Source organism: Bordetella tumulicola (genome assembly GCF_965138755.1).
Taxonomy (GTDB): domain Bacteria; phylum Pseudomonadota; class Gammaproteobacteria; order Burkholderiales; family Burkholderiaceae_B; genus Bordetella_A; species Bordetella_A tumulicola.
Genome location: NZ_CBCSFP010000002.1, coordinates 128,662 through 152,997, shown reverse-complemented (window position 1 = coordinate 152,997; position 24,336 = coordinate 128,662). Strand labels below are relative to the sequence as shown.

At 60.0% G+C, this 24,336-nt stretch carries 29 protein-coding genes and 1 tRNA gene; 24 read left to right on the top strand and 6 right to left on the bottom strand.

Features of this window, described 5'->3' with window-relative positions:
- The first annotated feature begins 86 nt into the window (after positions 1–86).
- From hisD to tatC, 12 genes are all read left to right on the top strand, one after another.
- Positions 87–1,403 carry a histidinol dehydrogenase gene (gene hisD / locus ACNAZS_RS06365; protein ID WP_415787364.1) on the top strand — a complete coding sequence of 439 codons (1,317 nt, stop codon included), beginning with the start codon at positions 87–89 and terminating at the stop codon, positions 1,401–1,403.
- The gene (gene hisC, locus ACNAZS_RS06360; RefSeq protein ID WP_415787362.1) at positions 1,400–2,503 is read left to right on the top strand and encodes a histidinol-phosphate transaminase; all 1,104 of its coding nucleotides are present in this window, start codon (positions 1,400–1,402) and stop codon (positions 2,501–2,503) included. The genes hisD and hisC overlap by 4 nt, the downstream gene beginning before the upstream one ends.
- Before the next feature lie 16 nt (positions 2,504–2,519).
- Positions 2,520–3,107: an imidazoleglycerol-phosphate dehydratase HisB gene (hisB, locus tag ACNAZS_RS06355; RefSeq protein ID WP_415787360.1), complete on the top strand. Its 588-nt coding sequence runs from the start codon at positions 2,520–2,522 to the stop codon at positions 3,105–3,107.
- Positions 3,108–3,134: 27 nt separating this feature from the next.
- The gene (hisH, locus tag ACNAZS_RS06350) at positions 3,135–3,788 is read left to right on the top strand and encodes an imidazole glycerol phosphate synthase subunit HisH (protein WP_415787358.1); all 654 of its coding nucleotides are present in this window, start codon (positions 3,135–3,137) and stop codon (positions 3,786–3,788) included.
- A 61-nt stretch (positions 3,789–3,849) separates the two neighbouring features.
- Positions 3,850–4,590: a 1-(5-phosphoribosyl)-5-[(5-phosphoribosylamino)methylideneamino]imidazole-4-carboxamide isomerase gene (hisA, locus tag ACNAZS_RS06345; protein WP_415787356.1), complete on the top strand. Its 741-nt coding sequence runs from the start codon at positions 3,850–3,852 to the stop codon at positions 4,588–4,590.
- Positions 4,587–5,408 carry an imidazole glycerol phosphate synthase subunit HisF gene (gene hisF, locus ACNAZS_RS06340; RefSeq protein WP_415787353.1) on the top strand — a complete coding sequence of 274 codons (822 nt, stop codon included), beginning with the start codon at positions 4,587–4,589 and terminating at the stop codon, positions 5,406–5,408. The genes hisA and hisF overlap by 4 nt, the downstream gene beginning before the upstream one ends.
- A 9-nt stretch (positions 5,409–5,417) precedes the next feature.
- On the top strand, positions 5,418–5,822 hold the full coding sequence (gene hisI / locus ACNAZS_RS06335; protein ID WP_415787351.1) for a phosphoribosyl-AMP cyclohydrolase: 405 nt from the start codon (positions 5,418–5,420) through the stop codon (positions 5,820–5,822).
- The gene (locus tag ACNAZS_RS06330) at positions 5,819–6,166 is read left to right on the top strand and encodes a phosphoribosyl-ATP diphosphatase (protein WP_415787349.1); all 348 of its coding nucleotides are present in this window, start codon (positions 5,819–5,821) and stop codon (positions 6,164–6,166) included. The genes hisI and ACNAZS_RS06330 overlap by 4 nt, the downstream gene beginning before the upstream one ends.
- Positions 6,167–6,179: 13 nt before the next feature.
- Complete coding sequence (locus ACNAZS_RS06325) at positions 6,180–6,548, top strand: histidine triad nucleotide-binding protein (RefSeq protein WP_415787347.1); 369 nt, start codon at positions 6,180–6,182, stop codon at positions 6,546–6,548.
- Positions 6,549–6,566: 18 nt separating this feature from the next.
- The gene (gene tatA / locus ACNAZS_RS06320; protein WP_415787345.1) at positions 6,567–6,791 is read left to right on the top strand and encodes a Sec-independent protein translocase subunit TatA; all 225 of its coding nucleotides are present in this window, start codon (positions 6,567–6,569) and stop codon (positions 6,789–6,791) included.
- 97 nt (positions 6,792–6,888) lie between these two features.
- On the top strand, positions 6,889–7,380 hold the full coding sequence (gene tatB, locus ACNAZS_RS06315) for a Sec-independent protein translocase protein TatB (protein ID WP_415787343.1): 492 nt from the start codon (positions 6,889–6,891) through the stop codon (positions 7,378–7,380).
- Between the two features lie 53 nt (positions 7,381–7,433).
- Positions 7,434–8,183 carry a twin-arginine translocase subunit TatC gene (gene tatC, locus ACNAZS_RS06310; RefSeq protein WP_415788836.1) on the top strand — a complete coding sequence of 250 codons (750 nt, stop codon included), beginning with the start codon at positions 7,434–7,436 and terminating at the stop codon, positions 8,181–8,183.
- Between the two features lie 52 nt (positions 8,184–8,235).
- On the opposite strand, the gene ACNAZS_RS06305 is transcribed toward tatC, so the two are convergent.
- On the bottom strand, positions 8,236–9,420 hold the full coding sequence (locus ACNAZS_RS06305; RefSeq protein WP_415787341.1) for a trypsin-like peptidase domain-containing protein: 1,185 nt from the start codon (positions 9,418–9,420) through the stop codon (positions 8,236–8,238).
- A 20-nt stretch (positions 9,421–9,440) separates the two neighbouring features.
- Here ACNAZS_RS06305 and ACNAZS_RS06300 point away from each other — a divergent pair, with 20 nt between their 5' ends.
- Entirely contained in the window at positions 9,441–10,217 is a 777-nt protein-coding gene (locus ACNAZS_RS06300) for a Nif3-like dinuclear metal center hexameric protein (protein ID WP_415787340.1), read from the top strand.
- Between the two features lie 86 nt (positions 10,218–10,303).
- On the opposite strand, the gene mscL is transcribed toward ACNAZS_RS06300, so the two are convergent.
- Positions 10,304–10,753 (bottom strand): large conductance mechanosensitive channel protein MscL, encoded by a 450-nt coding sequence (gene mscL / locus ACNAZS_RS06295; RefSeq protein ID WP_415787338.1) that lies wholly within the window; start codon positions 10,751–10,753, stop codon positions 10,304–10,306.
- 137 nt (positions 10,754–10,890) lie between these two features.
- On the opposite strand from mscL, the gene petA reads away from it, so the two are divergent.
- From petA to ACNAZS_RS06265, 6 genes are all read left to right on the top strand, one after another.
- Complete coding sequence (gene petA / locus ACNAZS_RS06290) at positions 10,891–11,532, top strand: ubiquinol-cytochrome c reductase iron-sulfur subunit (protein ID WP_415787336.1); 642 nt, start codon at positions 10,891–10,893, stop codon at positions 11,530–11,532.
- A gap of 64 nt (positions 11,533–11,596) precedes the next feature.
- Complete coding sequence (locus ACNAZS_RS06285) at positions 11,597–12,985, top strand: cytochrome b (protein ID WP_415787334.1); 1,389 nt, start codon at positions 11,597–11,599, stop codon at positions 12,983–12,985.
- A gap of 19 nt (positions 12,986–13,004) precedes the next feature.
- Positions 13,005–13,859, top strand: coding sequence for a cytochrome c1 (locus ACNAZS_RS06280; RefSeq protein ID WP_415788834.1), 855 nt, complete (start codon positions 13,005–13,007; stop codon positions 13,857–13,859).
- A 157-nt stretch (positions 13,860–14,016) separates the two neighbouring features.
- A complete protein-coding gene (locus tag ACNAZS_RS06275; RefSeq protein WP_415787332.1) occupies positions 14,017–14,628 on the top strand; it encodes a glutathione S-transferase N-terminal domain-containing protein in 612 nt (203 codons plus the stop codon).
- 19 nt (positions 14,629–14,647) lie between these two features.
- Positions 14,648–15,106, top strand: coding sequence for a ClpXP protease specificity-enhancing factor (locus ACNAZS_RS06270; protein ID WP_415787330.1), 459 nt, complete (start codon positions 14,648–14,650; stop codon positions 15,104–15,106).
- 130 nt (positions 15,107–15,236) lie between these two features.
- Positions 15,237–15,312: transfer RNA gene (locus ACNAZS_RS06265), tRNA-Thr, on the top strand.
- A 226-nt stretch (positions 15,313–15,538) separates the two neighbouring features.
- Here the strand turns inward: ACNAZS_RS06265 and ACNAZS_RS06260 are convergent.
- The 4 genes from ACNAZS_RS06260 to ACNAZS_RS06245 form a co-directional block, all read right to left on the bottom strand.
- The gene (locus ACNAZS_RS06260; RefSeq protein WP_415787328.1) at positions 15,539–16,285 is read right to left on the bottom strand and encodes a sulfite exporter TauE/SafE family protein; all 747 of its coding nucleotides are present in this window, start codon (positions 16,283–16,285) and stop codon (positions 15,539–15,541) included.
- A 184-nt stretch (positions 16,286–16,469) separates the two neighbouring features.
- A complete protein-coding gene (locus ACNAZS_RS06255; protein ID WP_415787326.1) occupies positions 16,470–17,360 on the bottom strand; it encodes an amidohydrolase family protein in 891 nt (296 codons plus the stop codon).
- Positions 17,361–17,368: 8 nt separating this feature from the next.
- Positions 17,369–18,343, bottom strand: coding sequence for a tripartite tricarboxylate transporter substrate binding protein (locus ACNAZS_RS06250; RefSeq protein ID WP_415787324.1), 975 nt, complete (start codon positions 18,341–18,343; stop codon positions 17,369–17,371).
- 168 nt (positions 18,344–18,511) lie between these two features.
- Positions 18,512–19,348, bottom strand: coding sequence for an IclR family transcriptional regulator (locus ACNAZS_RS06245; protein ID WP_415787322.1), 837 nt, complete (start codon positions 19,346–19,348; stop codon positions 18,512–18,514).
- A gap of 71 nt (positions 19,349–19,419) precedes the next feature.
- On the opposite strand from ACNAZS_RS06245, the gene ACNAZS_RS06240 reads away from it, so the two are divergent.
- Genes ACNAZS_RS06240 through ACNAZS_RS06220 form a run of 5 tightly spaced genes read left to right on the top strand, consistent with a single transcriptional unit; the run spans position 19,420 to position 24,334 of the window.
- Positions 19,420–20,745, top strand: coding sequence for an MmgE/PrpD family protein (locus ACNAZS_RS06240; RefSeq protein WP_415787320.1), 1,326 nt, complete (start codon positions 19,420–19,422; stop codon positions 20,743–20,745).
- 57 nt (positions 20,746–20,802) lie between these two features.
- Complete coding sequence (locus ACNAZS_RS06235) at positions 20,803–21,771, top strand: Bug family tripartite tricarboxylate transporter substrate binding protein (RefSeq protein WP_415787318.1); 969 nt, start codon at positions 20,803–20,805, stop codon at positions 21,769–21,771.
- A gap of 12 nt (positions 21,772–21,783) precedes the next feature.
- Positions 21,784–22,620, top strand: a complete 837-nt coding sequence (locus tag ACNAZS_RS06230) for an alpha/beta fold hydrolase (protein WP_415787316.1) — start codon at positions 21,784–21,786, stop codon at positions 22,618–22,620.
- On the top strand, positions 22,617–23,372 hold the full coding sequence (locus ACNAZS_RS06225) for a maleate cis-trans isomerase family protein (RefSeq protein ID WP_415787314.1): 756 nt from the start codon (positions 22,617–22,619) through the stop codon (positions 23,370–23,372). The genes ACNAZS_RS06230 and ACNAZS_RS06225 overlap by 4 nt, the downstream gene beginning before the upstream one ends.
- The gene (locus tag ACNAZS_RS06220; RefSeq protein ID WP_415787312.1) at positions 23,369–24,334 is read left to right on the top strand and encodes an ornithine cyclodeaminase family protein; all 966 of its coding nucleotides are present in this window, start codon (positions 23,369–23,371) and stop codon (positions 24,332–24,334) included. Before ACNAZS_RS06225 ends, ACNAZS_RS06220 begins: the two co-directional genes overlap by 4 nt.
- Positions 24,335–24,336 lie beyond the last annotated feature (2 nt).

The window sequence follows — 24,336 nt, the reverse complement described above, 5'->3', positions numbered from 1 at the left end:
GCCCGCTACACTATGTTTTTATGCGCTTCGGCGGCGGAGCTCTACCTTGCCGCCGCCTGCGGCCTTTTTTGTTTCACCATGACGCCATGGCTCTGATCAATCGCCTCGACTCCCGCCAGCCGGATTTTGCCGCCGCGCTGTCCAAACTGCTCGCTTTCGAAGCCACCGAAGACGAATCCATCGACCGTGCAGCCGCTGGCATCCTGGCCGACGTGCGCCACCGTGGCGACGCTGCCCTGGTGGAATACACCCAGCGGTTCGATCGCATCGCCGCCACCTCTGCGGACGCGCTGGAGATCCCCAAAGCCGACTGGCATGCCGCGTTGGCGACGCTACCGACCGCACAACGTAACGCCCTGGAAACCGCCGCTGACCGCGTCCGTGCCTATCACGAACACCAACGCAGCGAGACATGGACATACACGGACGCCGAGGGCACCCTGCTTGGCCAGCAGGTCACCCCCCTGGATCGCGTGGGCTTATATGTGCCGGGCGGCAAAGCCGCCTACCCATCGTCAGTGCTGATGAACGCCATCCCCGCCAAGGTCGCTGGTGTGCCCGAGTTGATCATGGTCACGCCCACCCCCGACGGCGTGCGTAACCCCATCGTGCTGGCCGCGGCCGCCATCGCTGGCGTCGATCGCGCGTTTGCCATCGGCGGGGCACAAGCTATCGGCGCACTGGCCTACGGCACGGCGACGGTTCCCGCCGTCGACAAAATTGTCGGCCCCGGCAACGCCTATGTGGCCGCGGCCAAGCGCCGTGTCTTTGGCACGGTGGGCATCGATATGATTGCGGGACCCAGCGAAATCCTGATCATCTGCGACGGCAAGACCCCGGCCGATTGGATCGCCATGGATCTGTTCTCCCAGTCCGAACACGACGAACTCGCCCAATCCATCTTGTTGTGTCCTGACGCCGCATTCATCGACGAGGTCGAGACGGCCATCGAACGCCTGCTGCCGACCATGCCACGCGCCGATATCCTGCGCGTCAGTCTGGCGAATCGCGGCGCGCTCGTGCTGGTGCGCGACCTGGACGAAGCCTGTGCGATTGCTAACGAGATCGCCCCCGAACACCTGGAAATTTCAACCGAACAGCCCGAACACTGGACGGCCCGTATTCGCCACGCCGGCGCCATTTTCATGGGGCGTTTCAGCTCCGAATCGCTGGGTGACTATTGTGCTGGCCCCAACCACGTACTGCCGACCTCGCGTACGGCCCGCTTTTCGTCACCGTTGGGGGTATACGACTTCCAGAAACGCTCCAGCCTGATCCAGGTATCACGGCAGGGGGCTCAGACGCTGGGTCGCATTGCCGCTGAACTCGCGCTCGGCGAAGGCCTGCACGCCCATGCGGCGAGCGCCCAATACCGGTTGGAGCCCCAACAGGACAAGCCATGACACGTCTCGCCGCGGCCGATCGCGTCGCCGCCACGGTTCGGGCTGATATCCGTGCGCTAAACGCTTATCCCGTGCCGCCCGCCTTGGCAGGCGGCATCAAGCTCGACGCCATGGAATGCCCATACGAATTACCTGAGTCGGTACGCGACGAGATCGCCCGTGCTGTGCGCGACACCGCGCTCAATCGCTATCCCGCGGGCGACACTCAGGCGCTGGCGCATGATGTCCGCCATGCCTTCGACATCCCGGCAGAGTCCAGCCTGCTGTTCGGCAATGGGTCTGACGAACTCATTCACCTGATTGTGCAGGCTTGTTGTGAGCCCGGCGACATCGTTTTGTCGCCCTGGCCGTCATTTGTCTATTTCGACATGGCGGCACGCTTTGATCACGCGCGTTTCGTCGGTGTGCCGCTGACAGCCGATCTGCAATGTGATCTACCCGCCATGTTGCAGGCTATTGACCAACATCGCCCCAAGGTCATCTTTCTGGCCTTACCCAACAACCCCACGGGCGGATTGTGGCCGGATGAAGCCGTTCGCGCCATTATCGACGCGGCCCCTGGCCTGGTGGTATTGGACGAGGCCTACCAGCCCTTTGCCGACCACACCTGGATGTCACGCCTACCCGCATTACCCCAAGCCGTGATCTTGCGCACCGTCTCCAAGATCGGCCTGGCGGGCCTGCGTTTTGGCTATTTAGCCGGCCACGCCGACTGGATTGCGCAGTTCGACAAGGTGCGTCCGCCCTACAATCTGAACGTGCTGACTCAGGCCGCGTTACGCGCTGTGCTACGCCACAAAGCGGTGCTCGATGGACAGGCCGCTCAATTATGCGTCGATCGCGCTCTGCTTGCCGCTGCACTGGCCGACTTACCCGGTGTGACCGTCTATCCGAGTGCAGGAAACTTCGTTCTTGCACGATTTTCGGGTGAACTCGACGGCAACGCTGTGCATCTTGCCCTGAAAACGCGCAAAATACTGGTAAAGAACTTCTCCAGCGCGCATCCGCTGCTGGCAAACTGCCTACGCATATCGATAGGCACGCCTGCCGAAAACACCGCGCTGTTATCCACCCTGCAAGATATTCTTTGTTCCTACTAGGCTCGCCCCTCTTGTTATGCGTACCGCCGATATCACCCGCAATACCAACGAAACGCGCATCCGCGTAGCCGTCAATCTGGACGGCACCGGCAAACAAAACCTGGATACAGGTGTGCCGTTTCTAGATCACATGCTGGATCAAATTGCCCGACATGGTCTGATTGACCTGGACATCAAGGCCGAGGGCGACCTGCACATCGACGCGCACCATACCGTCGAAGACGTCGGTATCACGCTGGGCATGGCCGTCGCGAAGGCGGTCGGCAGCAAGGCCGGCCTGCGCCGCTATGGACACGCCTACGTCCCGCTGGACGAAGCCCTCTCGCGCGTCGTAATCGACTTTTCCGGCCGCCCAGGTCTGGAATATCACATCCCATTTACCCGTGCACGCATTGGCGATTTTGACGTCGATCTGACCCGTGAATTTTTCCAGGGCTTCGTCAATCACGCCCTGGCCACACTGCATATCGACAACCTACGCGGCGTTAACGCCCACCATCAGTGCGAAACCGTCTTCAAGGCCTTTGGCCGTGCGTTGCGCATGGCGCTTGAGATCGATCCCCGCATGGGCGACGTCGTGCCCTCCACCAAGGGCGTGCTGTAGCCCCACCCATTCGCCAGGCAGATTTCAGTGACTACCATTGCCATCGTCGATTACGGAATGGGCAATTTCCATTCCGTGGCGCGTGCGCTGCGCTACGCTGCGCCCGACGCCGACATTCGTATTTGTAACCGTGCCGCCGACATCGACGCGGCCGACCGCGTCGTTTTCCCTGGCCAGGGCGCCATGGCCGACTGCATGCACACCCTGAACGAATCCGGCCTGCGCGAGGCCGTCCTGCGTGCCGCCCGCAACAAGCCCTTGTTGGGCGTTTGCGTGGGCGAACAAATGCTGTTCGACGCCAGCGAAGAGGGTGACACCCTTTGCCTGGGCTTGTTTCCAGGCACCGTACGCCGCTTTGCGGGCAGCCCCTTTGCCGATGGCATGCTGGCCAACACGGGTGACGAGCGCCTGAAAGTGCCCCACATGGGCTGGAACCAAGTCCGCCAAACGCGCTCTCACGCGTTATGGGACGGCATTCCGGATTACACACATTTCTATTTCGTACACAGCTACTATGCTGCACCGGCCGATCCCGCATTGACTATCGGCGAGACCGACTATGGTGTTACGTTTACGTGTGCCGTAGCTGCCGCCAACATTTTTGCGGTGCAGTTTCACCCCGAAAAAAGTGCGTCCCACGGTTTGCGCCTGTACCGCAATTTTGTAGACTGGCAGCCGTAACCTCCCGCACGCTCTCGGATCTGACCCTTTTTCAACCCATTTCTTACGCTCGCTATTCACCATGCTGCTGATCCCCGCCATCGATCTCAAAGACGGACGCTGCGTGCGCCTACGCCAGGGAGACCTCGACGAGGCAACGGTATTCTCTGAAGAACCCGCCACCATGGCGTCACACTGGCTCGACCTGGGCGCACGACGCCTGCATCTGGTTGATCTGAATGGCGCCGTCGCGGGTGTACCCAAAAACAACGCCTCCATCAAGGCCATCCTGCAAGCCATCGGCGACGAAATTCCGGTGCAGATCGGCGGAGGTATCCGCGACCTCGACACCATTGAGGCCTATCTGGATGCCGGTATTTCGTACGTCATCATCGGCACCGCCGCCGTGAAAAACCCGGGCTTCTTGCAAGATGCCTGCGGAGCGTTCCCAGGCCAGATCATCGTGGGGCTTGACGCGCGCGACGGCAAAATCGCCACGGACGGCTGGAGCAAGCTCACCCGTCACGACGTCCTGGACTTGGCCAAGAAGTTCGAAGACTACGGCTGCGACTCCATCATCTACACCGACATCAGCCGCGATGGCATGTTGTCAGGCGTCAACATTGATGCGACCGTCAAGCTTGCCCAACACGTGCGCGTCCCCGTCTTCGCCTCGGGCGGTATTGCCGGCATGCAGGACATCGAAGCCCTATGCGCCGTCGCCGACGAAGGCGTCGAAGGCGCGATCCTCGGCCGCAGCATCTACGAGGGTACGCTCGACTTCCAGGCTGCCCAGGACCGCGCCGACGAACTGAACCCATGAACACCCAGACGACCACGACGGCAATACCGCCCGGCGTATCAACCGGGCTGACTCGCCGCATCATCCCTTGCCTGGATGTCACGGCAGGGCGCGTCGTCAAAGGGGTCAATTTCGTCAATCTGACGGATGCGGGCGATCCTGTCGAAATCGCTCGACGTTACGACGAGCAGGGCGCGGACGAACTCACATTCCTGGACATCACCGCCACCAGTGACGGCCGCGATCTAATCCTGCCGATCATTGAGCAGGTCGCCTCGCAGGTCTTTATCCCCCTGACCGTGGGCGGCGGGGTCCGCCAAGTCTCGGACGTACAACGCCTGCTTAACGCCGGCGCCGACAAGATCAGCATCAACAGCGCCGCCGTCGCCAATCCTGAGCTGGTCCGCGCCGCAGCGAGCTACCACGGCTCGCAATGCATTGTGGTGGCCATCGACGCCCGACGCGTTTCTGCCCCAGGGGAGCCGGCACGCTGGGAGGTCTTTACCCACGGTGGCCGCAAACCCACGGGCCTGGACGCCATACAATGGGCGAGCCAGATGGCCGGATATGGAGCGGGTGAGATCCTGCTGACCAGCATGGACCGAGACGGTACCAAATCCGGCTTCGATATCGAACTCACCCGTGCGGTATCGGACGCCGTACCGGTGCCCGTGATCGCCTCGGGTGGCGTAGGCAGCCTGCAACATCTGGCCGACGGCGTCACCGCCGGACGCGCCAACGCTGTACTGGCGGCCAGCATATTCCACTTTGGCCAACACACGGTGCGCGAGTGCAAAGCCTTTATGGCAGAACAAGGCATCGCTGTCAGACTGGATTAGACTGCATTTATGAATACCGATCCCGCCTGGATGGCCGACGTCGTTTTTGACGACAACGGCCTGATTCCCGCCATCGCACAAGACGCCGAAAACGGCCAGATCTTGATGGTGGCCTGGATGAACCGCGACGCGCTGGCCGAAACCGCTGCCACCGGACGCGCGGTCTACTGGTCTCGTTCGCGCCAGCGCCTGTGGCGCAAAGGCGAAGAATCCGGGCATACCCAGACCGTGCACGACCTGCGCCTGGACTGTGATGGCGACGTCATCCTGCTCAAAGTGCACCAAGAGGGCGGCATCGCCTGCCACACCGGCCGCGCCAGTTGCTTCTTTCGCCACCTCGAAGGGCCGGCGGACAGCGCATCCTGGGTCACCGTCGACCCCGTCCTGAAAGATCCGGAACACATTTACAAATGAGCAATCCCTTGTCCGGCAATGACATGCTGGCGCGCATCGCCGACACGCTGGCCACGCGTCGCCCCGAAAACGGCGGCGATCCACAGACGTCGTACGTCGCCAAGCTGCTGGCCAAAGGCCCCGACGCTTTTCTCAAGAAAATCGGCGAGGAAGCTACTGAATTGGTCATGGCCGCCAAAGACGGCGACCCTGAACGCATCGTCAGCGAAACGGCTGATTTATGGTTTCATTGCCTCGTCACGTTGACTCACTACAATCTGCGGCCCGAAGACGTGCTGGCCGAGCTGGCACGCCGGGAAGGCCTGTCTGGCCTCGAAGAAAAAGCACGGCGCCCTGCGTCCTGAGTACGGAATCAACATGAGCCATAACTGTATTTTCTGCAAGATCGCCCGCGGCGAAATCCCCTCGAAAAAGATCTTCGAGGATGAGGAGTTCGTCGCGTTCCACGACATTAATCCGGCCGCCCCGGTACATCTACTGCTGATTCCGCGACAGCACATTGTTTCGCTGCAAGACGTCGGCCCCGACGATGCGGGCTGGTTAGGTAGAATGACAATATTGGCGTCCCGCCTGGCGGCGGAAAACGGCTGCCGACCAGGCCCCGATGGGGGTTTCCGCCTGGTTGCCAACGCCGGCGTCGACGGCGGCCAAGAAGTCTCGCATTTGCATTTCCACATTATCGGCGGTCCGCGTCCCTGGAAAGGGCGCGTGGCTCCCAACGCATAACCCCGGAGAACCGTCATCATGGGTAGCTTTAGCATTTGGCATTGGTTGATCGTTCTGGTCATCGTAGCCCTCGTATTTGGTACCAAGAAACTGCGCAACATCGGTGGGGATCTTGGCGGCGCTGTCAAAGGCTTCAAAGAAGGCATGAAAGAAGCCAAAAGCGATGAACCTGAGCAGGTCTCGCAACAAAAAGTCGCCGACGACACTATCGACGTCCAGGCCAAAGAAAAAACCAACTCCTAATCTACGTGGCGCGGGTGTGATCCCCCAGGCAACGTCTCACGACGTTGCTTGGCCGCGTTTCCCGTTATCTCTTTGTTTTTAAGCGAGCAGATGTCGCATGTTTGATGTCAGTTTCACTGAACTGATGGTGATTGGCGTCATTGCGCTGATTGTCATCGGGCCCGAACGGCTGCCTAAAGTGGCACGTACCGTTGGACACCTGCTCGGCCGCGCTCAACGCTATGTCAATGATGTAAAAAGCGACATCAAGCGCGAGGTTGAGCTCGACGAACTACGCAGTTTCAAGAAAGAAATGGATGACGCTGCCAGTAGCGTCACGAGCTCGCTGCGCGACACCGAAAACTCGATACGCACCGGATTGAATGACACCGCGCAGACCGCGACCAAAGAAATCTCCGATCTGAAAAAAGAAGTGGAATCGCCCGCCGGCGTAGCGAATCCGTCCACATCAGAATCGACGTCCGCCGGTGCAACGACCGCAGCGACGGCGTCTGTCGATGTGTCGCCTGCAGGCGCTACCGCTCCTGCCGATACGGCACCTGACGCCCCGGCCGCCCCCCCTCAACCGAAAACACCCATCACACCGTGACCCAGAACGCCAAACCCGACGAGCTGGACCAGGAACAGCCGCAAGAAACCTTCATGTCCCACCTGGTCGAGCTGCGCAGCCGACTCATGAAGGCTGTCGCGGCCGTCATCGTGGTATTCGTGGTGCTGTTTATCTACCCCGGCGCCTCGGCCATCTATGACTTGTTGGCGCAGCCCATGCTGGCCTCGTTACCCGAAGGTACGCGCATGATTGCCACCGGCGTCATCACGCCGTTCATGGTGCCCGTCAAGGTCACCCTGATGGCCGCGTTTGTCGTCGCATTACCGATCGTGCTGTACCAGGCCTGGGCCTTTGTCGCGCCTGGCCTCTATCGGCACGAAAAACGCCTGGCCATGCCCCTCATCCTATCGAGCACACTGCTCTTTATCCTGGGCATGGCATTTTGCTACTTCTTTGTCTTTCGCACGGTCTTTCACTTCATTTCGACCTTTGCGCCGCAATCCATCACGCCCGCTCCCGATATCGAAGCCTATCTCAGCTTTGTCATGACGATGTTCATGGCATTCGGCATTACCTTTGAGGTCCCGGTAGCAGTCGTCTTGCTCGTCAAGACAGGCATTGTCGAACTCGACAAACTGCGCAGTGCGCGCGGCTACGTCGTCGTTGGCGCATTCGTCATCGCCGCCGTCGTCACCCCGCCCGATGTCGTCAGCCAGTTCATGCTGGCCGTACCGCTGTGCATCCTGTACGAGGTCGGCCTGCTCTGCGCGCGGGTGGTCTCGTCAGGCAGCAAAGAGACCGATACCGAAGACACGACGGGCAATCTGACTGAACGTCCCTGACAAACGGGGTCTGGGACGCGCTTGCGCGGCCCAGAAAAGGCTCTCGCCCCGTTTACCGGGGTGGCGTCGGCCGCGTCCCAACCGTGACGGTGACAGTGCGCGATTTGCCACCGCGCACAATATCCAGCGTCGCCTTTTCTCCGGGCGGCAGTGCGGCAATCAACCGCAGCATCGTCATCGTGTCCAGTACCTGAGCATCATCGACCGTCTGCACGATATCGCCGACACGCAGCCCCGCCTTGCCCGCCGGACCATTGCGCATCACGCCGGCAATCACCACACCATGCGTATCCGCCGGCAGCCCGAAAGCGCGCGCCAAATCAGGCGTAATGTCCTGGGGCTCAATCCCCAGCCAACCACGCTGCACGGCACCAGTCTTGATGATTTCTTCCATGATCTTGCGCGCGGTATCGACCGGAATCGCAAACCCGATTCCTAAAGACCCTCCTGTTTCGGAGTAAATCGCCGCATTGATGCCCACCAGGTTGCCTTGCGTATCAATCAACGCCCCGCCTGAATTGCCCGGATTGATCGCCGCATCGGTCTGGATGAAATTTTCATAGGTATTGATGCCCAGGCCATTGCGGCCCAATGCGGACACAATCCCCTGCGTGGTGGTCTGCCCCACGCCAAACGGATTGCCGATCGCCAACACCACATCACCCACGTGCAAACTGCGATCGGTGGCAAACTTTGCGACCGGCAGCGGTCGCAGACTATCGGACAGTTTCAACACGGCCAGATCCGTCTCGGGATCGGCCCCTACAACCTTTGCCGTCCCGGCACGGCCATCGGCCAGTGCCACTTCGATCGCGTCAGCGGCCTCGACCACATGGTAGTTTGTCAGGACATAACCGTCGCCGTTGACGATGACACCCGAACCCAGGCTGGTCGATGCCTGACGCCGGCTCAGGCCCGGCACCTGCCCAAACAACTGGCGCAGCGCCGGATCGTCAGGCAACGGTACGATCGGCACATTCACGTGCTTGCTGGTAAATACGTTCACTACTGACGGCGCCGCCTGTGACACGGCATAGGCATACGAGGACAAGCCACGCTCTCTGGCAGCCGATCTGTCCATATCGCGGGGCGGCTGGGTTGCCACGCCTGGTACCGGCGCGGGCGCAGGATCGGGCGACGACAGACGCAACCAATCGGGCCGCAACGTAGTCACGACGAATAAAATGGCCAGACACACCGTGACGGCCTGAGCAAATATCAGCCAATAGCGACGCATGATCCTGACAAGGTAAGACAATGAAAACGATCGACACCCGCGAACTGGCCGCTTGGTTAGACACCACGCTGCAAGCGTCGCGATTCAAAGACTACTGTCCCAACGGCCTGCAAGTCGAAGGCAAACCGCGCGTAGGCCACATTATCACCGGAGTTACCGCATCCGAAGCATTACTGCGTATCGCGATCGAGCGCGGTGCGGACGCGGTGCTCGTGCACCACGGGTGGTTCTGGAAAAACGAGGACCCTCGCGTACGGGGCCCACGCCGCACACGCCTGGCCCTCACGCTTGCGCACGACCTCAATCTGTTTGCGTACCACTTGCCGCTGGATGCACACCCTGAGTGGGGCAACAACGCCCAGCTCGCGCGCGTCCTCGGCCTGACCCCCGAACGTGATGCCGATGGCGTACCCCTCACATGCGGTTCCGGCGATCTGATCTGGCTAGGCAACGCCCCAGCGCTCGCCACATTGGGCGACCTGGCCACGCGAGTGCACGAACGCCTCGGGCGCCAACCCCTGGTCATCGGCGATGCGGATCGGCCGCTACATCGCATCGCCTGGTGCACGGGTGGTGCACAAGGCATGCTGGCCGATGCCATTGACGCGGGCGCAGATGCCTACATCACGGGCGAAGCCTCTGAACCCACCTTTCATCTCGCGCGTGAAACCGGAACCGGTTTCATCGGCGCCGGTCATCACGCCACGGAACGCTACGGCGCGCAGGCCCTGGGAGAAGCCGTGGCAAAACAATTCGGCATCCAGGTCGAATTCGTCGACATCGACAATCCGGTATAACGCCGAATTCACGCAGTACACCGCGCATCCTTGCGCGGTGTACTGCGTGAATCCCGGCCCGCCTCGCAGGGCAGGCCACCCACGGCTTACTTTCTCAGCAAGTCGCGGATTTCGCGCAACACCACCACGTCTTCAGCGGGCGCCGCCGGCGCGGCGGGAGCAACCTCTTCGTCCTTGCGACGAGCAGAGTTGATCATCTTGACGATGATGAACACCACCAATGCCAGCAAAATAAAGTTGATAAGAATCGTGACGAAGTTGCCCCAAGCCAACACATTAGCTCCCGCGGCGCTCAAATCAGCATACGTCATGGGACCGGTATAGCCCTCGGGCATGGACAATACGAGGAATTTGTTGGAAAAATCCACCTGGCCGCCGAGGATGAAATTCACCAACGGCATGATCAAGTCTTTCACCACCGAGTCCACGATCTTGCCAAATGCCGCTCCGATAATGACGCCTACCGCCAGGTCAACTGCGTTGCCTTTCACCGCGAAATCGCGGAACTCTTGAATAAAACCAGATGCCTTGCTCATAGAATTTCTCCTTACGTTCGCCCGACACCGGGCTGGCGCTATAATAAGCGGTTGCGACACTGTTACATGTTTCACAAACAGATGCTACGTACCTGATGCTATACAGGTAACGCAAGTGCATCAACGAGGATGGGAAGATGAGTCAGGATACGCTGTTGCAGGACGAAGATGGTGCGGTTGACCCCAACCTGCCACCGGATCCATCCCGCCGCTTTTGGGTCGGTACGGCCTGTGCGGTGGGCGGTGTGGCTGGTGTAGCAACCGCCATTCCATTAGTTAGTACTTTTGCCCCATCCGAGAAAGCCCGTGCTGCGGGCGCTCCTGTCGAAGTCGACATTGGCGACTTGGCTCCGGGCCAAATGCGTACGGTCGAATGGCGTGGCAAGCCCGTGTGGCTGCTGCGTCGTGATGATGCCCAGCTCACCGGCATCAAAGAACAAGACCCCTATCTCGCGGATCCCAATTCCGAACGCCCTGGTTACACGCCCGAGTACGCCAAGAACGAATACCGTTCGCGCAAGCCCGAACTGTTCGTCTGCGTCGGCATCTGTACCCATTTGGGATGCTCGCCCACTGCCCATTTCGCACCGGGCGGCGGTGGCGGCCTACCGGCGACATGGGAGGGCGGTTTCCTGTGCCCTTGCCACGGCTCCACCTTCGATCTCGCCGGTCGCGTGTACAAAAACAAACCCGCGCCCGACAACCTCGAAGTTCCGCCGTACCAATACCTGAGCGACACCCGCATCATCGTCGGGGTTGACGAAGAAAACAAAGCCTGACGCGCGCCTCGCGCCGCGTTACCCCGACTTTAGCAAGATACGCCTCGTATAGAAGGAGCCATTCATGGCTGGCGAAAAAACCGTCGAGACAACAGGACTGCTGGGCTGGCTGGACCGGCGCTTCCCGGTGACCTCCACCTGGAAAGCGCATCTGTCCGAGTACTATGCGCCCAAGAATTTTAATTTTTGGTATTTTTTTGGGTCCCTGGCCCTGCTGGTACTGGTCCTTCAGATCGTCACCGGCATCTTCCTCGTGATGCACTACAAGCCCGATGCCGAACGCGCGTTCCAGTCGGTCGAATACATCATGCGCGAAGTCCCATGGGGCTGGCTGGTGCGCTACATGCACTCCACCGGCGCTTCGATGTTCTTTGTCGTGGTCTACCTGCACATGCTGCGTGGGCTGTTCTACGGCTCCTATCGCAAGCCGCGCGAACTGGTCTGGATCTTTGGCGTCGCCATCTTCCTGTGCCTGATGGGTGAAGCATTCTTTGGCTACCTGTTGCCCTGGGGCCAGATGTCCTACTGGGGCGCACAAGTGATTGTGAACCTGTTCTCGGCCATTCCGTTCATCGGCCCTGAGCTGTCCATCTGGATTCGCGGCGACTATGTTGTCTCCGACGCCACCCTGAACCGCTTCTTCTCGTTCCACGTCATTGCCATCCCGTTGGTACTGATAGGCCTGGTCGCGGCTCACCTGGTCGCTCTGCACGAAGTCGGCTCCAACAACCCCGATGGCATCGAAGTCAAACAGGGCCCGAAAGACCGGCACGGTCGACCGAAGGACGCCATCCCGTTCCATCCGTTCTACACCGTGCACGACATCATGGGTGTGGCGGGCTTTCTGATCATCTTCGCGGCGATTGTGTTCTTTGCCCCGGAAATGGGCGGCTACTTCCTGGAATACAACAACTTCATTCCCGCCGACCCGCTCAAGACGCCTCCGCATATTGCCCCGGTCTGGTACTTCACGCCGTTCTACTCCATGCTGCGCGCCACCACGGCCGAGTTCACCTGGGTGTTGGCCGGCGCCGCCGTACTGGGCGCGATCGCACTACTGGTCAAGAGCAACCTGAAAGGTATTCTGCGTATTGCGGTACCCGCCCTGCTGATCATCGTCGCCGTCCTCCTGCGCACCATCGACGCCAAATTCTGGGGTGTCGTTGCCATGGGTGGCGCCGTCGTCATCCTGTTCTTCCTGCCTTGGCTGGATCACTCCCCGGTCAAATCGATCCGTTACCGTCCGTCGTGGCACAAGTGGTTCTATGGCATTTTCATCGTCAACTTCCTGATACTGGGCTTTCTGGGCACGCAGCCGCCCAACGACGTGTACAACCTCATGTCGCAAATCGGGACGCTGATCTATCTGGGCTTTTTCTTCCTGATGCCCATCTGGAGCCGTCTGGGGACTTTCAAACCGGTCCCGGACCGCGTGACGTTCCATGCCCACTGACCCACGAGCCAATAACGGAATGACCATGATCAAGAAGCTGATTGGTGTAGCCGCGTTAATGTTCGCGTGTACCGGCGCGTACGCCGCCGAGGGCGGCTACCCCCTGGAAACCGCGCCCGATCGCGTGAACGACGTCGCCGCTCTGCAAAACGGTGCAAAACTGTTCGTCAACTACTGTCTTAACTGCCATAGCGCCTCGTCCATGCGCTACAACAAGCTGCAAGACATCGGCCTGACCGACGAACAAATCAAGGAAAACCTGTTGTTTACGGGCGAAAAGGTCGGCGACCTGATGCACGTTGCCATGCAGCCGGAAGACGCAAAAAAATGGTTTGGCACCGTCCCGCCAGACCTGTCCGTCATCGCCCGGGCAAAATCCGTCAACGCCGGCCCCTCGGGCGCTGACTACATTTACACCTATTTGCGCACGTTCTATCGTGACACGGCACGCGCCACGGGCTGGAACAACCTGGTGTTCCCCAACGTCGGCATGCCGCACGTCCTCTGGGAGCTCCAGGGCCCTCGCGAGCTCACTACGGTCGCCATGCACGAGGTCCAAAGCAAGGACGGCGCCCATAGCTGGGAACGCATCACGACCACCTACGACGACCAGGGTTATGCCCAGGTCAAGACCGAGCCTGTCGCCGATTTTCACGGACACGCTACACTTGAGGCTAAGTTCAAGGCCCTGGATCCCGCCAAAGCAGCCGCCTACAACAATGATGTGGCCGATTTGACCGCGTTTTTGTCGTGGATGGCCGAACCGCAGCAATTGTTCCGCAAGCAGTTGGGCGTCTGGGTACTGATGTTCCTGGGTCTGTTCCTGCTGGTAGCTTGGCGCCTGAATGCCTCCTATTGGAAGCACGTACGCTAATGATCGCCCCGCCATGTGGCGGGGCAATGCAATACACTTCGGGGCCGGCAACACAATCCCGATCGGGCTGTACGCCTGTCCCACCCTGGTAATCGGGGCCAGCGTTTGCTAGATTAGCGGCGCTGGCCTTTCGCTTTTCATACAAGGACTTACCGCCATGATGGTGCTCTATTCCGGAACCACCTGCCCCTTTTCGCAACGCTGCCGCTTTGTGCTCTTTGAAAAAGGAATGGATTTCGAAATCCGCGACATCGACCTGTACAACAAACCCGAAGACATCTCGGTCATGAACCCGTATGGCCAAGTCCCCATCTTGGTCGAACGCGATCTGGTGCTGTACGAGTCCAACATCATCAACGAGTACATCGACGAGCGCTTTCCGCACCCGCAATTGATGCCGGCCGATCCGGTCATGCGCGCACGCACGCGCCTGTTCCTGTACAACTTCGAAAAAGAGCTGTTCGTGCACGTCTCCACGCTGGAAGACCGTAGCTCGAAGCCCGACGAGAAGAAGCTGGCCACCGCGCGTCAGAGCATTCGCGACCGCCTGGCGCAACTGGCCCCGCTGCTGTTGAAAAACAAGTACATGCTCGGCGACGAATTCTCGATGCTGGACGTTGCCGTGGCGCCGTTGCTGTGGCGCCTGGATCACTACGGTATCGAACTGCCCAAGAACGCCGCGCCGCTGCAAAAGTACGCCGAACGCATCTTCTCGCGCCCGGCTTACATCGAAGCACTGACGCCGTCTGAAAAAGTGATGCGTCGCTAAGGCGGGAGGATTCTGTACGATGGGTGAAACTTCCACCAAACCGTATCTGTTGCGCGCTTTGCACGAATGGTGCACCGATAACGGCTATACGCCGTATATCACCGTACAAGTCGACGAGCATACCCGGGTGCCTATGGGACATGTACACGACGGTCAGATCACGCTGAACGTCGGTACATTGGCCACCAACCAACTGGTGCTGGGCAACGAATTCATCGAATTCCAAGCCCGTTTCAACGGCATCACGGAAAACGTCTGGGTACCCGTGGCCACCGTCAGCGCCATCTATGCGCGTGAAACCGGTGCTGGCATGGGTTTTGAAGTACAACCCTACGAGGCGCCCAGTCCCACGGGCACCCCCGTGCCGGCCGAAACCGCGCATGTCGAAGCCGGCGAACCCGCGGCCGCCTCAATCGAGACGGACAACAACGGCGACGACGACGAGCCCAAGCGCCCTCATCTGACAATCGTCAAATAAGGCGCCGGATCATCACGGCAAAGCCTCTGGGATTTGCCACGGAAACCACAGGGCGGGCAACATGCTTGCCCTGAGTTTCCTATACAATGCAAACCCTTCACCCGTCATGCCCTCGCATGGCGCCGCGTCTGCCGGTGTAGCTCAGTTGGTAGAGCAGCTCACTTGTAATGAGAAGGTCGAGGGTTCGATTCCTTTCACCGGCACCAATAAAATCAAGTTCCGCATAATTACCGCCGATGGCAAAGCTGATCTGCCAGATCACGCGCAGGCTGAACAAGTCATCACGATTTTGAAGCCTAGCCGGAAGATCGCCCCGGGCAGATTGTCCAACGTGTCGAAAGATCGACAAATATTCGACACGTTTTGAGCATATGTCGATGCCGTGTACATCAAAGATCTAACTGCTCAAACAAAGCAACGACCGCCTGACGCTCAAAATGTCTGCCAGATCATGTGCAGGCTGACCAAGGTCATCACGATCTTGAAACCCAGGCGGAAGGTCGCTTCGGGCAAGTTGTCCAACATGCGGGTGCCTATCCAGGTACCTACGACGCCGCTGGCGATCATCGCCGCGATGAGCGGGGCCCATTGTGCGTATGCAAAGCCCAACGTGCCGAAGACCACGATCTTCATGCCGTGCTGAATCACCATGCATGCGGCGTGCGTGGCCACCAGCGGTTGTTTTATTAAACCGGTACGGGCCAGCAGCGCAGCCACCAGTGGGCCGGTAGCACCCACCAGCATGGTGCAGAAACTCGAGATCGCCCCGCCCACCACGAAATAGGTCTTGCCGTGTCGCTGAGCTGTGGCGCTGGGCTTTTTACGATAGATCGACCACAGAATAAACAGTGCCAACGCCCACTTGGCCAGCGCGTCCGGAATGCTGACGACCACCGACGCTCCCAACGCGACACCAACCAGGCTACCTAACGCGAACCACAACAGCAACGGGAGCACCACATGACGGCGCTGGATGATGACGCGCCCACTGTTCGATCCCATCTGAACCACGCCATGCACGGGCAGCACACTGGTGACCGGCAAACCCACGCTTAACACTGCCAACATGGCTACGCCCCCACCTAGACCCATCGCGGCTGTCAGGGCCGATGTGAGAAAGCTGGCAATGACCAAAATAGTGGCGAAAACAGAGGTGATCTCGGACGGAACGAAGGACATTGTGTTCTCGATTGAACGAAGGGCAGCAGTGTAGCGCCAAGCTGCCGCGCGATGCGTACCACACGGTCTTGAGCAACACCGAACCGCACTGAACGACGCAACTGATGTCGTGACTAATGTTGCAACCAGCGACGCTGGACGACGCGCATATAGGCGATGCCTCCCCTACGCATCGACAGCCAGCCTAAGCATCAAAGCCATACAGGCGGGCAGGATTGTCCACCAGCACTCGCTGCCTGACTTCGGCCGATGCCCAGCGTGACAACAAATTGCACAATTCTCCGTCGTCCGGCATACGTCCTTGCTCGTAATAGTTGATGTGGGGCCAATCGGTACCCCATACCACCTGCTGGTTATTAGCATTCAGTATGGCCTGCGCAAACGGGTCGACATCGTGATAGGGCGGTCCATTGCTTGTGTTGCGGTCGGCCCCCGATATTTTTGCCCACAGCGCGCCCTCGGCCAGCTGCCGACACAGGAACTGAAAGCCTGGATCGTCGACGCCTCGACTCGTATTCATGCGCCCCATATGGTCGATGACCAGCGGTAAATTCAGTGCCTTGAGCGCCGGCATCAGTGTCGGCAGATCGGGGGCGTGTACCCAGATTTGCGCATGCCAACCGCGTTCTGCCAAGCGGGGCGCCAGTGCCTGCAACACGTCGAGCCCCACGCCATTGCGATACACCGCTGCGCCATTCAGTTGATACAGATTGGCCCGCACACCGCGCACACCCGCCTCGGTGTAACGATCCAGCTCGGCGTCGCTCATGTCCGTGCGAGGCACAATCACGCCACGCAAACGCTGCGGGTATCGGGTCAGTGCGTCAAGCACGATATCGTTGACGGTGCCAGAGGCACTGCCCGTGACAAGCACGCCGCGCTCCAGCCTCAGTTCGTCCAGGTGCGCGATGAAGGCCTCAGCCGGATATGACGGCGGGGTATAACTGCGCTCCGCATCCAGCGGAAAACGATCGAAAGGTCCGAATACGTGCGCATGCGCATCGCAGCTGCCCGGAGGCGGCCTGAAATCGAGCTTCTGGTGTTCAATTCGTGCGGGTAAACAAAGCTTAGTCAAAGCGTTTCTCAGTTAGCGGCGAGTTTGCCTTGCGCATCGAGCTGACGCGCAGTTTCCAGTTCAGCTTGCAGTATTTTTTGCCATTCGGCGGGGGTCGTTTCCAGAGCAACGCTGCCCGTGTTGTGCAAGCGTTCACGCACAGCATCGGCCTGCAAAGCCTTGTTTAGTGCTGCGTTCAACTGCTGCACAATGGCGTCAGGTGTACCCGCCGGCGCCATCAGGCCGCACTGCGTCATGGAGGTCAAGCCAGCGAGCCCGGCTTCGGCGAGCGTCGGAACGTCTGGCAGGAAGCGATCGCGCTCGGCGGACAACACCGCAAGGCCGCGCAACTTACCCGCCTTGATATTGGCATAAGAGCTCGTCACCTGATCGATGATGGCGTCGATCTGCGCGCCCAGCAATGCCGCAATCGCCGGCGCCGAGCCTTTGAATGGCACCGCCGTAAAGCGACAACCCGCCGCCTCTTCCAGCTTGAGCAGGGCGATGTGGTTGGTCGTGCCCAGACCTGAATGCCCGAGCGTGACGGCGCCCTCGCTGCGCCGCGCTTCGTCGAGCAATTGCGCCATTGTCTGGAAGCGGCCCCTGGGATTGACGGCTACCACCTGAGAGGCCGAACCCAGTCCGCCCACGGCAGCAAAGCTCTTCAACGTGTAATGGGTATCGACCATGAACGGCGCCACGGTAATCGCGTTCGGCGTCGTCACCAGCAGGGTGTAGCCATCGGGCGCCGCCCGGGCCACCTGGCTAGCGCCGATCACCCCGCCCGCACCCGGCTTGTTCTCGATCACGACGGACATACCCAGCGCGGTGCCCAGCTCGGGCGCCACCGCGCGGGCCACCGTATCCAGGTTGCCACCGGGCGAAAACGGCACCACCAGCACAATGGGTTTGCCCTTCTGCAACGTCTGCGCGTGCACGCGCGTCGTGACGGCCCCCAGAATTGGCGCCATGCCGGCGATCGCGCAGAATTTTCTTCTGTCCATGCTACGTCTCCTTATTCGGTATTTTCTTTATCAGGTTGGAGCACGCTCCGCTGGCCCTCGAGCCGGCTGGCTCTTTTTTAGGATAAATAGTCGGACCGCCCAGCGGTAGTTGCCGATGGCGCAAGAGGTATTCATCATTCGTGAAGCATGCGGCGACGTCACGACATATCAGGACCACCCCAGGCGACATGTCAGTGCAGCGGCCGATTCGCGCAGCAACGCGATCCAGGCCGGCAGCTTGGCCGCATCGAAGCGGAAATCGGGCACCGTAAGCGTCAAATTCCCCCGGACCTGTCCCTGGTTGTCAAAAAAGGGTACGGAGACACCATGCGCCTCGGGTGCGCGTTCGGCATAACTGACCGCATAGCCCTGCTGCCGTATCTGTGCCAGCGCGGCGCTCAACTCGTCGGCGCTCAATGGCCGGCCATTGAGCGGTGAAGGCTCGGCGCGACGAATAACTTCGTCGATTTCCTGCGGAGAAAGAAACGCCAGCAGGGAACGCGCGGTAGCTCCCCAACTGAGCGGCTGCAAACGGTTGAGCTGAATGGTGTAGCGCAAAGGGTGCGCAGGTGAGGCTGACAGCGAGAAGTACATCTGTAGCTCGCCGCGATCAAGCAGCGTCAGCAAGACCGTTTCGTCGGTACGGTCACGTACGTCGCGCAAGATGGGTTCGGCCAACTGGTTCAGCGGCATTTCCGACGCCAATTTCCCCGCCAGCCGGTACAGCGCCAGACCGGGCTGATACAGGCCGTCGGTGTCTTGCATCACGAAATTCAGCGGCTTGCACAGACCCAACAAGCGATGCATGGTGGCCTTGGGTAAATTCAGCGCCTTGGCCAGGTCATTGAGACCCCAACGCTCTTGTTCGGCAAAACAACTCAACAGACGCAGCGTGCGATTGACGGTACCGCTGTCGCCACTGCGCGCGAACGCCGCGGGCGAGTCCGATGATGGAATGACCCTCTTGTCGGTCTTGGGCGAATGGGATACCATGGTTTCACTCATCGATATATAGTTCCGATTAACGGAACTATAACACTCAATTCCCCACCATGCAATCCCGCTTATTGGTGCCTATGACAGCCTCAATTTCCCGCGCGCTTGGCCAGTTCATCCATGACGGCAGATTCGACGACCTACCTCGAGACGTCGTCGATTTGGCCAAGGCCTGCCTGCTCGATTCGCTGGCCACCGCGTATGCGGCACGCAGCCTGCCGGTCCCTGGCATTGCCCGTCGCTTCGCCGGACAAAACGCAGGCGGGGCGGTCATCATCGCCGGAGGCCAGCGCGTACCCGCCGTCGATGCTGCGTTCATCAACGCCACGTTGGTCAACGGCTGCACGCACGATGATTTCTTGTACAAATCGCACCCCGGCGCAGTGGTGATTCCAGCGGCTCTGGCGATTGCCGATGAACGCGCGTCCTCGGGCAAAGAGGTCCTGACGGCGATCGTGCTGGGCTACGACTTGGTCGCGCGCGCCTATCTGGGCGGCCCTGATATGCTGCCGGCATTTCGGGCGACGGGCGTGGCCGGGGCCATCGGCGCGGCCGGCGCGGCCGCCAGACTGCTGGGCCTGACCGCCACGCAAGCCGCGCATGCACTGGGTTGCGCCGCGATGTTCGCATCGGGATTTGGCGAAGGCTTTCGGTCGGGTACGACGGAAGTAAAACTGAACGTGGGTTGGGCCTCCCGCAGCGGTGTCTCAGCAGCCCAATTGGCACAGGCCGGCGCCACCGCGTCGCCCAGCATATTCGAAGGCGAATCAGGCTATTACCAGGCCTATGCGCGAACGGCGCAGCAGGCGGGTGCGTCCATTGAACAATTGGGCAAACGGTTTCTGATCGAAGACACCGTCTACAAAGAACGCCCAGTCTGCATATTTGTGCAAACGCCGGTACATCTGGCCCATCAGTTGGCGGTTCAACATCAACTTGATGCTCATCGCATTACGCGCGTTACCGTGCGTGCCCCGATGCTGACATTGACCAATCCCGGTTACCAGAACGTAGCGCCTTATGCATCGCCCCTGAAGGCGCGCATCAGCGCCCGCTTCACCGTGGCCGCGGCCCTGCTAGGTCGACCCATCGACACTTACGCCTACTACGACCAGACAGACGACAGTCAGGTCCTTGGTCTGGCCGACAAAATCCATTTGCTTGATCCCTCGCCTGACCAGCAAGGCCGGGTCGATGTCGAAGTGACCTGCAATGACCTCACCTATCGCGCGTCGGGCCTGGAAATGGATACCTTGCGTCCGACAACAGACAAGGTTATTGCCAAATTCCGGCGGCTGACGACTGACCTGGCATCCGAAAAATCCGAACGCCTGCTGCAAACCGTGTTGAGCCTGCAGGATCTGCCACATATCGATGAGCTGACTTCACAGTTGGAGACCCTGTGACGTCGGCTTTGCTTGTCGATGATTCCCTCCCCACAACTACCACGACAGGAATGAATCATGAATCCTATCCGCATCCTTTCAGCAAGCTTGGCGGCCATCGCATGTGCCGCGGCCACTGGGGCTCATGCCGCGTATCCCGATAAACCGATTGTGCTAGTGGTGCCCTTTGCACCGGGCGGATCGACAACCGTGGTCGCGCGCGCGGTCGCCGAACGCGCCCAGCAATTGCTGGGCCAGCCCATCATCGTGGAAAACAAACCCGGTGCGGGCAGTGTGGTGGGCAGTAACTTCGTGGCCAAGGCCGCGCCCGATGGCTACACCTTGCTCGTCGGGCAAACCGGCTTTGCCGTCAACGAATCGCTCAGAAAAGACCTACCCTACGATACGCTCAAAGACTTCACGCCCATCGCACTGCTGGCCGACCACCCCGGCGTTTTCCTGGCGCAAGCCCAAAAACCCTACGATACGTTCGAGCAATTCATTGCCTACGCTAAAGCCAATCCGGGCAAAGTGACGTACTCATCGGCCGGCGTCGGCAGTTGGCCCCATCTGTCCATGGCCATGTTCGCCAATGATGCCAATCTGTCCTTGGTCCACGTGCCCTATCAGGGAACGGGCCCTGCGAAAGCCGATCTGGTAGCGGGCCGAGTTGACGTCAAGATCGAGGCCTATGCGACGTCGCGCGCCATGGTGGAAGACGGTCGCCTGAAAGTCCTGGCGGTCACCAGTACGGAGCGCGCCGCCGAGTTGCCCGACAAACCTACCATCGCCGAATCTGGTTATCCCGATTACGAAACATCGTATTGGATAGGTGTTCTCGGGCCCGCGGGGTTGCCGGCCGACATCGTATCCAAACTGCAGCAAGCCTTTACGACGGCGGCAAAAGATCCGAAGGTAATCGCCCAGATGGAACAACAAAGTATCGTGCCACGCGGACTGCCGGCCGCCGATCTGGATGTGCTGCTCAAAAAAGAAATCACCAAATGGCAAAAGGTCATCGAGGCCAGCAACATGGAAAAGCAATAAGGAATCCGATTCATGCGTGCTCGCCTCGACACTGCTGCCAGCAACACCTGCTTGGCCTATCAGCTGGATGATTTTTCCGACGGTTGGCTCAACGCACCGCACGTCATGCTGCTGCATGGTATCGCCGAATCGGCAGCGGCATTCAATGGCTGGGTGCCGCATCTGGCTCGCCAGTACCGCGTCATCCGACCGGATTTACGAGGGCACGGCCAATCCGCCGCACTGCAAGCACACGAAACGCTTTCGGTGGCCAGTTTGGCCGACGACGTTCAGCAACTGGCCACCGAGTTGCGCCTTGAACGCGTCCATGTCGTGGGTGCCAAGTTGGGTGCTCAGGTCGCGCTGGAGCTCGCCCAGCGCCAAGTGCCATGGATGGCCTCGCTGACGTTGGCCGGTGTGCTGATTTCCCCAGCGGCTGCATTGAGCAAGTGGTTGGGACAATGGAATCAACTGCTCGACGAAGAGGGAGTCGAGGGCTGGGCACGCGCCACTATGCCGGGCCGCATGGGTGGTGCACTGCCTTCCGAGGGACTGGCGTGGTGGACACAATACATGGCCAACACCTCGGCCATAACCGTCAGGGCCTGCTTCCAACTGATCGCGGCGTCGCAAGAACCGAGAGCACTCGAACAGATACGGTGTCCCACCCAAGTCATCGCGCCGGTACAACCCGGACCATCCAGCCAGTTCAATCAACAACCGTCGCTCGACGAAATCCGTAGATGGCTCGCGCGCGTACCCGACGCAAAGCTGGTCGAGCTGTCCGCCGATTCATATCACATTGCCGCCACGCATCCAGATACCTGCGCGACGTTGACGGCCCGCTTTATCAAGGAGCAAACATCATGATGGGATGGCGAGGACGCATCGGCTTTCTGGTGCCACCCGGCAACCCGACTGTCGAACCTGAAATGATGCAATTGACGCCAGCAGGCGTGTCGCTGCACTTCACCCGCATGGTCGCGCATGGCAACACGGGCGCGCACGAAGGGCAAGAAGAACGCAACCGTGCGCAGATCGCTCATCTGGACGAAAACGCCGCCTTGCTGGCCATGGTCAAGCCCGGCGTCATGGTGATGGCGCACACCGCGACCAGCTATACGTTGGGCAAGGACGGCGAAGCCACCCTGATCGATCGCATGCAGCGCGAACACCGCATCCCGTTCATCACGGCATTCGGCAGTGTCGTGGCCGCCCTGGCGCACCTGGGAGTACGACGCGTCGCTTACGCTACACCGTACAACGAACAAGTCACGGCCCTGGGCAAGGCTCATCTGGAAGCACACGGGCTGCAGGTCGTCGCGCACGGCATACTGCCCGGCGTGAAAAATATCTACGACGAAACTCCCGAGCGCGCCTACCAGTTGGCGCGTCAGACCGACTGCGCCGACGCACAGGCCGTGTTTCTAAGTGGCGTCGGCATGCCCACGATTGCCGTGCTCGACAAACTGGAACAGGATCTGGGCAAGCCGGTGATATCGAGCGCGGCGGCCATGATGTGGAACGCGCTTCGTACTATCGGTGTGTGCGAACCGCTGCAACATGGCTCTTGCCTGCTGACAGGTATTGCACCGACCGGCACACAGGAAATCAAATCATGATTCGATATTTATCAGAAGACGACGTCCGCCAACTACTGACCATGCAGGACGCCATGGAGCAAGTCGAACGTGCGTTCACGGCACACGCGCAAGGCCAGGCGTTCGACGTGCCGCGCGTGCGTACGCGACAACCTGGCGGTCACTTGCATATTCTGCAAGCCGCGGCGCCTGAACTCAATTTCATCGGCTACAAGGCGTATTACATCCAGCCCGATAAATCGCGAACCTCGCTGCTGCACTTGATCAACATGAACCAGGGTAATCTCGAGGCCATCATCCAGTCCGACTGGCTGGGACAAATACGGACTGGCGCAGCCACCGCCATAGCGTTACGCGCGCTGGCTCGCCAGGACTCCCGCGTACTGGGACTGTTCGGATCGGGACGCCATGCGCAGACACAGCTCGAAGCCGCTTGCGCGGCCCACGCACTAAAGGAAGTCAAGGTTTTCGGACGTGATATGCAGCGCGTGCATGCGTTCTGCACCAAAATGGCGAAAGCGACCGGTGTCAACGTCCGGCCCGCACAGTCGCGCGAAGAGACCGTTAACGGCTCGGACATCATCCTGACGATCACACGCAGTAGCGAGCCCTTGTTCGACGGACACTGGCTTGAGCCCGGTCAATGCGTGGTAGCTGTTGGGTCCAATGCACTCGACCGCCGCGAAATAGATACCCAGACCGTACGACGCGCCGACCTGATCGTGGCCGATTCGGTACAAGTCGCGCAGCATGAATCAGGCGACCTATTGAGCGCCTACGAAAACGGTTTGATCTATTGGGAGAACCTGGCCAGCTTGGGGCAGGTGTTGACCGGCCTGCGTCCCGGCAGGACGCGCGACGATCAGATCATCCTGTTCGAGTCACATGGCATGGCGTTGCAGGATATCTATGCCGGCGCGCGCATTCTTGAACTGGCGCGCAACCGCGGCATGGGCCAAGACCTGCCCATCGGCGCCCGATAACG

Excerpts from the sequence above, each read along its gene's own strand:
- ACNAZS_RS06305 (WP_415787341.1), bottom strand. The coding sequence starts at position 9,420 with ATGCGTCGCTATTGGCTGATATTTGCTCAGGCCGTCACGGTGTGTCTG.
- ACNAZS_RS06285 (WP_415787334.1), top strand. The coding sequence starts at position 11,597 with ATGGCTGGCGAAAAAACCGTCGAGACAACAGGACTGCTGGGCTGGCTG.
- hisI (WP_415787351.1), top strand. The coding sequence starts at position 5,418 with ATGAATACCGATCCCGCCTGGATGGCCGACGTCGTTTTTGACGACAAC.
- tatA (WP_415787345.1), top strand. The coding sequence starts at position 6,567 with ATGGGTAGCTTTAGCATTTGGCATTGGTTGATCGTTCTGGTCATCGTA.
- ACNAZS_RS06250 (WP_415787324.1), bottom strand. The coding sequence starts at position 18,343 with ATGGACAGAAGAAAATTCTGCGCGATCGCCGGCATGGCGCCAATTCTG.
- ACNAZS_RS06225 (WP_415787314.1), top strand. The coding sequence starts at position 22,617 with ATGATGGGATGGCGAGGACGCATCGGCTTTCTGGTGCCACCCGGCAAC.
- tatC (WP_415788836.1), top strand. The coding sequence starts at position 7,434 with ATGTCCCACCTGGTCGAGCTGCGCAGCCGACTCATGAAGGCTGTCGCG.
- ACNAZS_RS06230 (WP_415787316.1), top strand. The coding sequence starts at position 21,784 with ATGCGTGCTCGCCTCGACACTGCTGCCAGCAACACCTGCTTGGCCTAT.
- ACNAZS_RS06300 (WP_415787340.1), top strand. The coding sequence starts at position 9,441 with ATGAAAACGATCGACACCCGCGAACTGGCCGCTTGGTTAGACACCACG.
- hisA (WP_415787356.1), top strand. The coding sequence starts at position 3,850 with ATGCTGCTGATCCCCGCCATCGATCTCAAAGACGGACGCTGCGTGCGC.
- hisD (WP_415787364.1), top strand. The coding sequence starts at position 87 with ATGGCTCTGATCAATCGCCTCGACTCCCGCCAGCCGGATTTTGCCGCC.
- ACNAZS_RS06240 (WP_415787320.1), top strand. The coding sequence starts at position 19,420 with ATGACAGCCTCAATTTCCCGCGCGCTTGGCCAGTTCATCCATGACGGC.
- hisF (WP_415787353.1), top strand. The coding sequence starts at position 4,587 with ATGAACACCCAGACGACCACGACGGCAATACCGCCCGGCGTATCAACC.
- mscL (WP_415787338.1), bottom strand. The coding sequence starts at position 10,753 with ATGAGCAAGGCATCTGGTTTTATTCAAGAGTTCCGCGATTTCGCGGTG.
- tatB (WP_415787343.1), top strand. The coding sequence starts at position 6,889 with ATGTTTGATGTCAGTTTCACTGAACTGATGGTGATTGGCGTCATTGCG.
- petA (WP_415787336.1), top strand. The coding sequence starts at position 10,891 with ATGAGTCAGGATACGCTGTTGCAGGACGAAGATGGTGCGGTTGACCCC.
- ACNAZS_RS06325 (WP_415787347.1), top strand. The coding sequence starts at position 6,180 with ATGAGCCATAACTGTATTTTCTGCAAGATCGCCCGCGGCGAAATCCCC.
- ACNAZS_RS06235 (WP_415787318.1), top strand. The coding sequence starts at position 20,803 with ATGAATCCTATCCGCATCCTTTCAGCAAGCTTGGCGGCCATCGCATGT.
- ACNAZS_RS06245 (WP_415787322.1), bottom strand. The coding sequence starts at position 19,348 with ATGAGTGAAACCATGGTATCCCATTCGCCCAAGACCGACAAGAGGGTC.
- ACNAZS_RS06260 (WP_415787328.1), bottom strand. The coding sequence starts at position 16,285 with ATGTCCTTCGTTCCGTCCGAGATCACCTCTGTTTTCGCCACTATTTTG.
- ACNAZS_RS06280 (WP_415788834.1), top strand. The coding sequence starts at position 13,005 with ATGACCATGATCAAGAAGCTGATTGGTGTAGCCGCGTTAATGTTCGCG.
- ACNAZS_RS06220 (WP_415787312.1), top strand. The coding sequence starts at position 23,369 with ATGATTCGATATTTATCAGAAGACGACGTCCGCCAACTACTGACCATG.
- ACNAZS_RS06330 (WP_415787349.1), top strand. The coding sequence starts at position 5,819 with ATGAGCAATCCCTTGTCCGGCAATGACATGCTGGCGCGCATCGCCGAC.
- ACNAZS_RS06270 (WP_415787330.1), top strand. The coding sequence starts at position 14,648 with ATGGGTGAAACTTCCACCAAACCGTATCTGTTGCGCGCTTTGCACGAA.
- hisB (WP_415787360.1), top strand. The coding sequence starts at position 2,520 with ATGCGTACCGCCGATATCACCCGCAATACCAACGAAACGCGCATCCGC.
- hisC (WP_415787362.1), top strand. The coding sequence starts at position 1,400 with ATGACACGTCTCGCCGCGGCCGATCGCGTCGCCGCCACGGTTCGGGCT.
- ACNAZS_RS06275 (WP_415787332.1), top strand. The coding sequence starts at position 14,017 with ATGATGGTGCTCTATTCCGGAACCACCTGCCCCTTTTCGCAACGCTGC.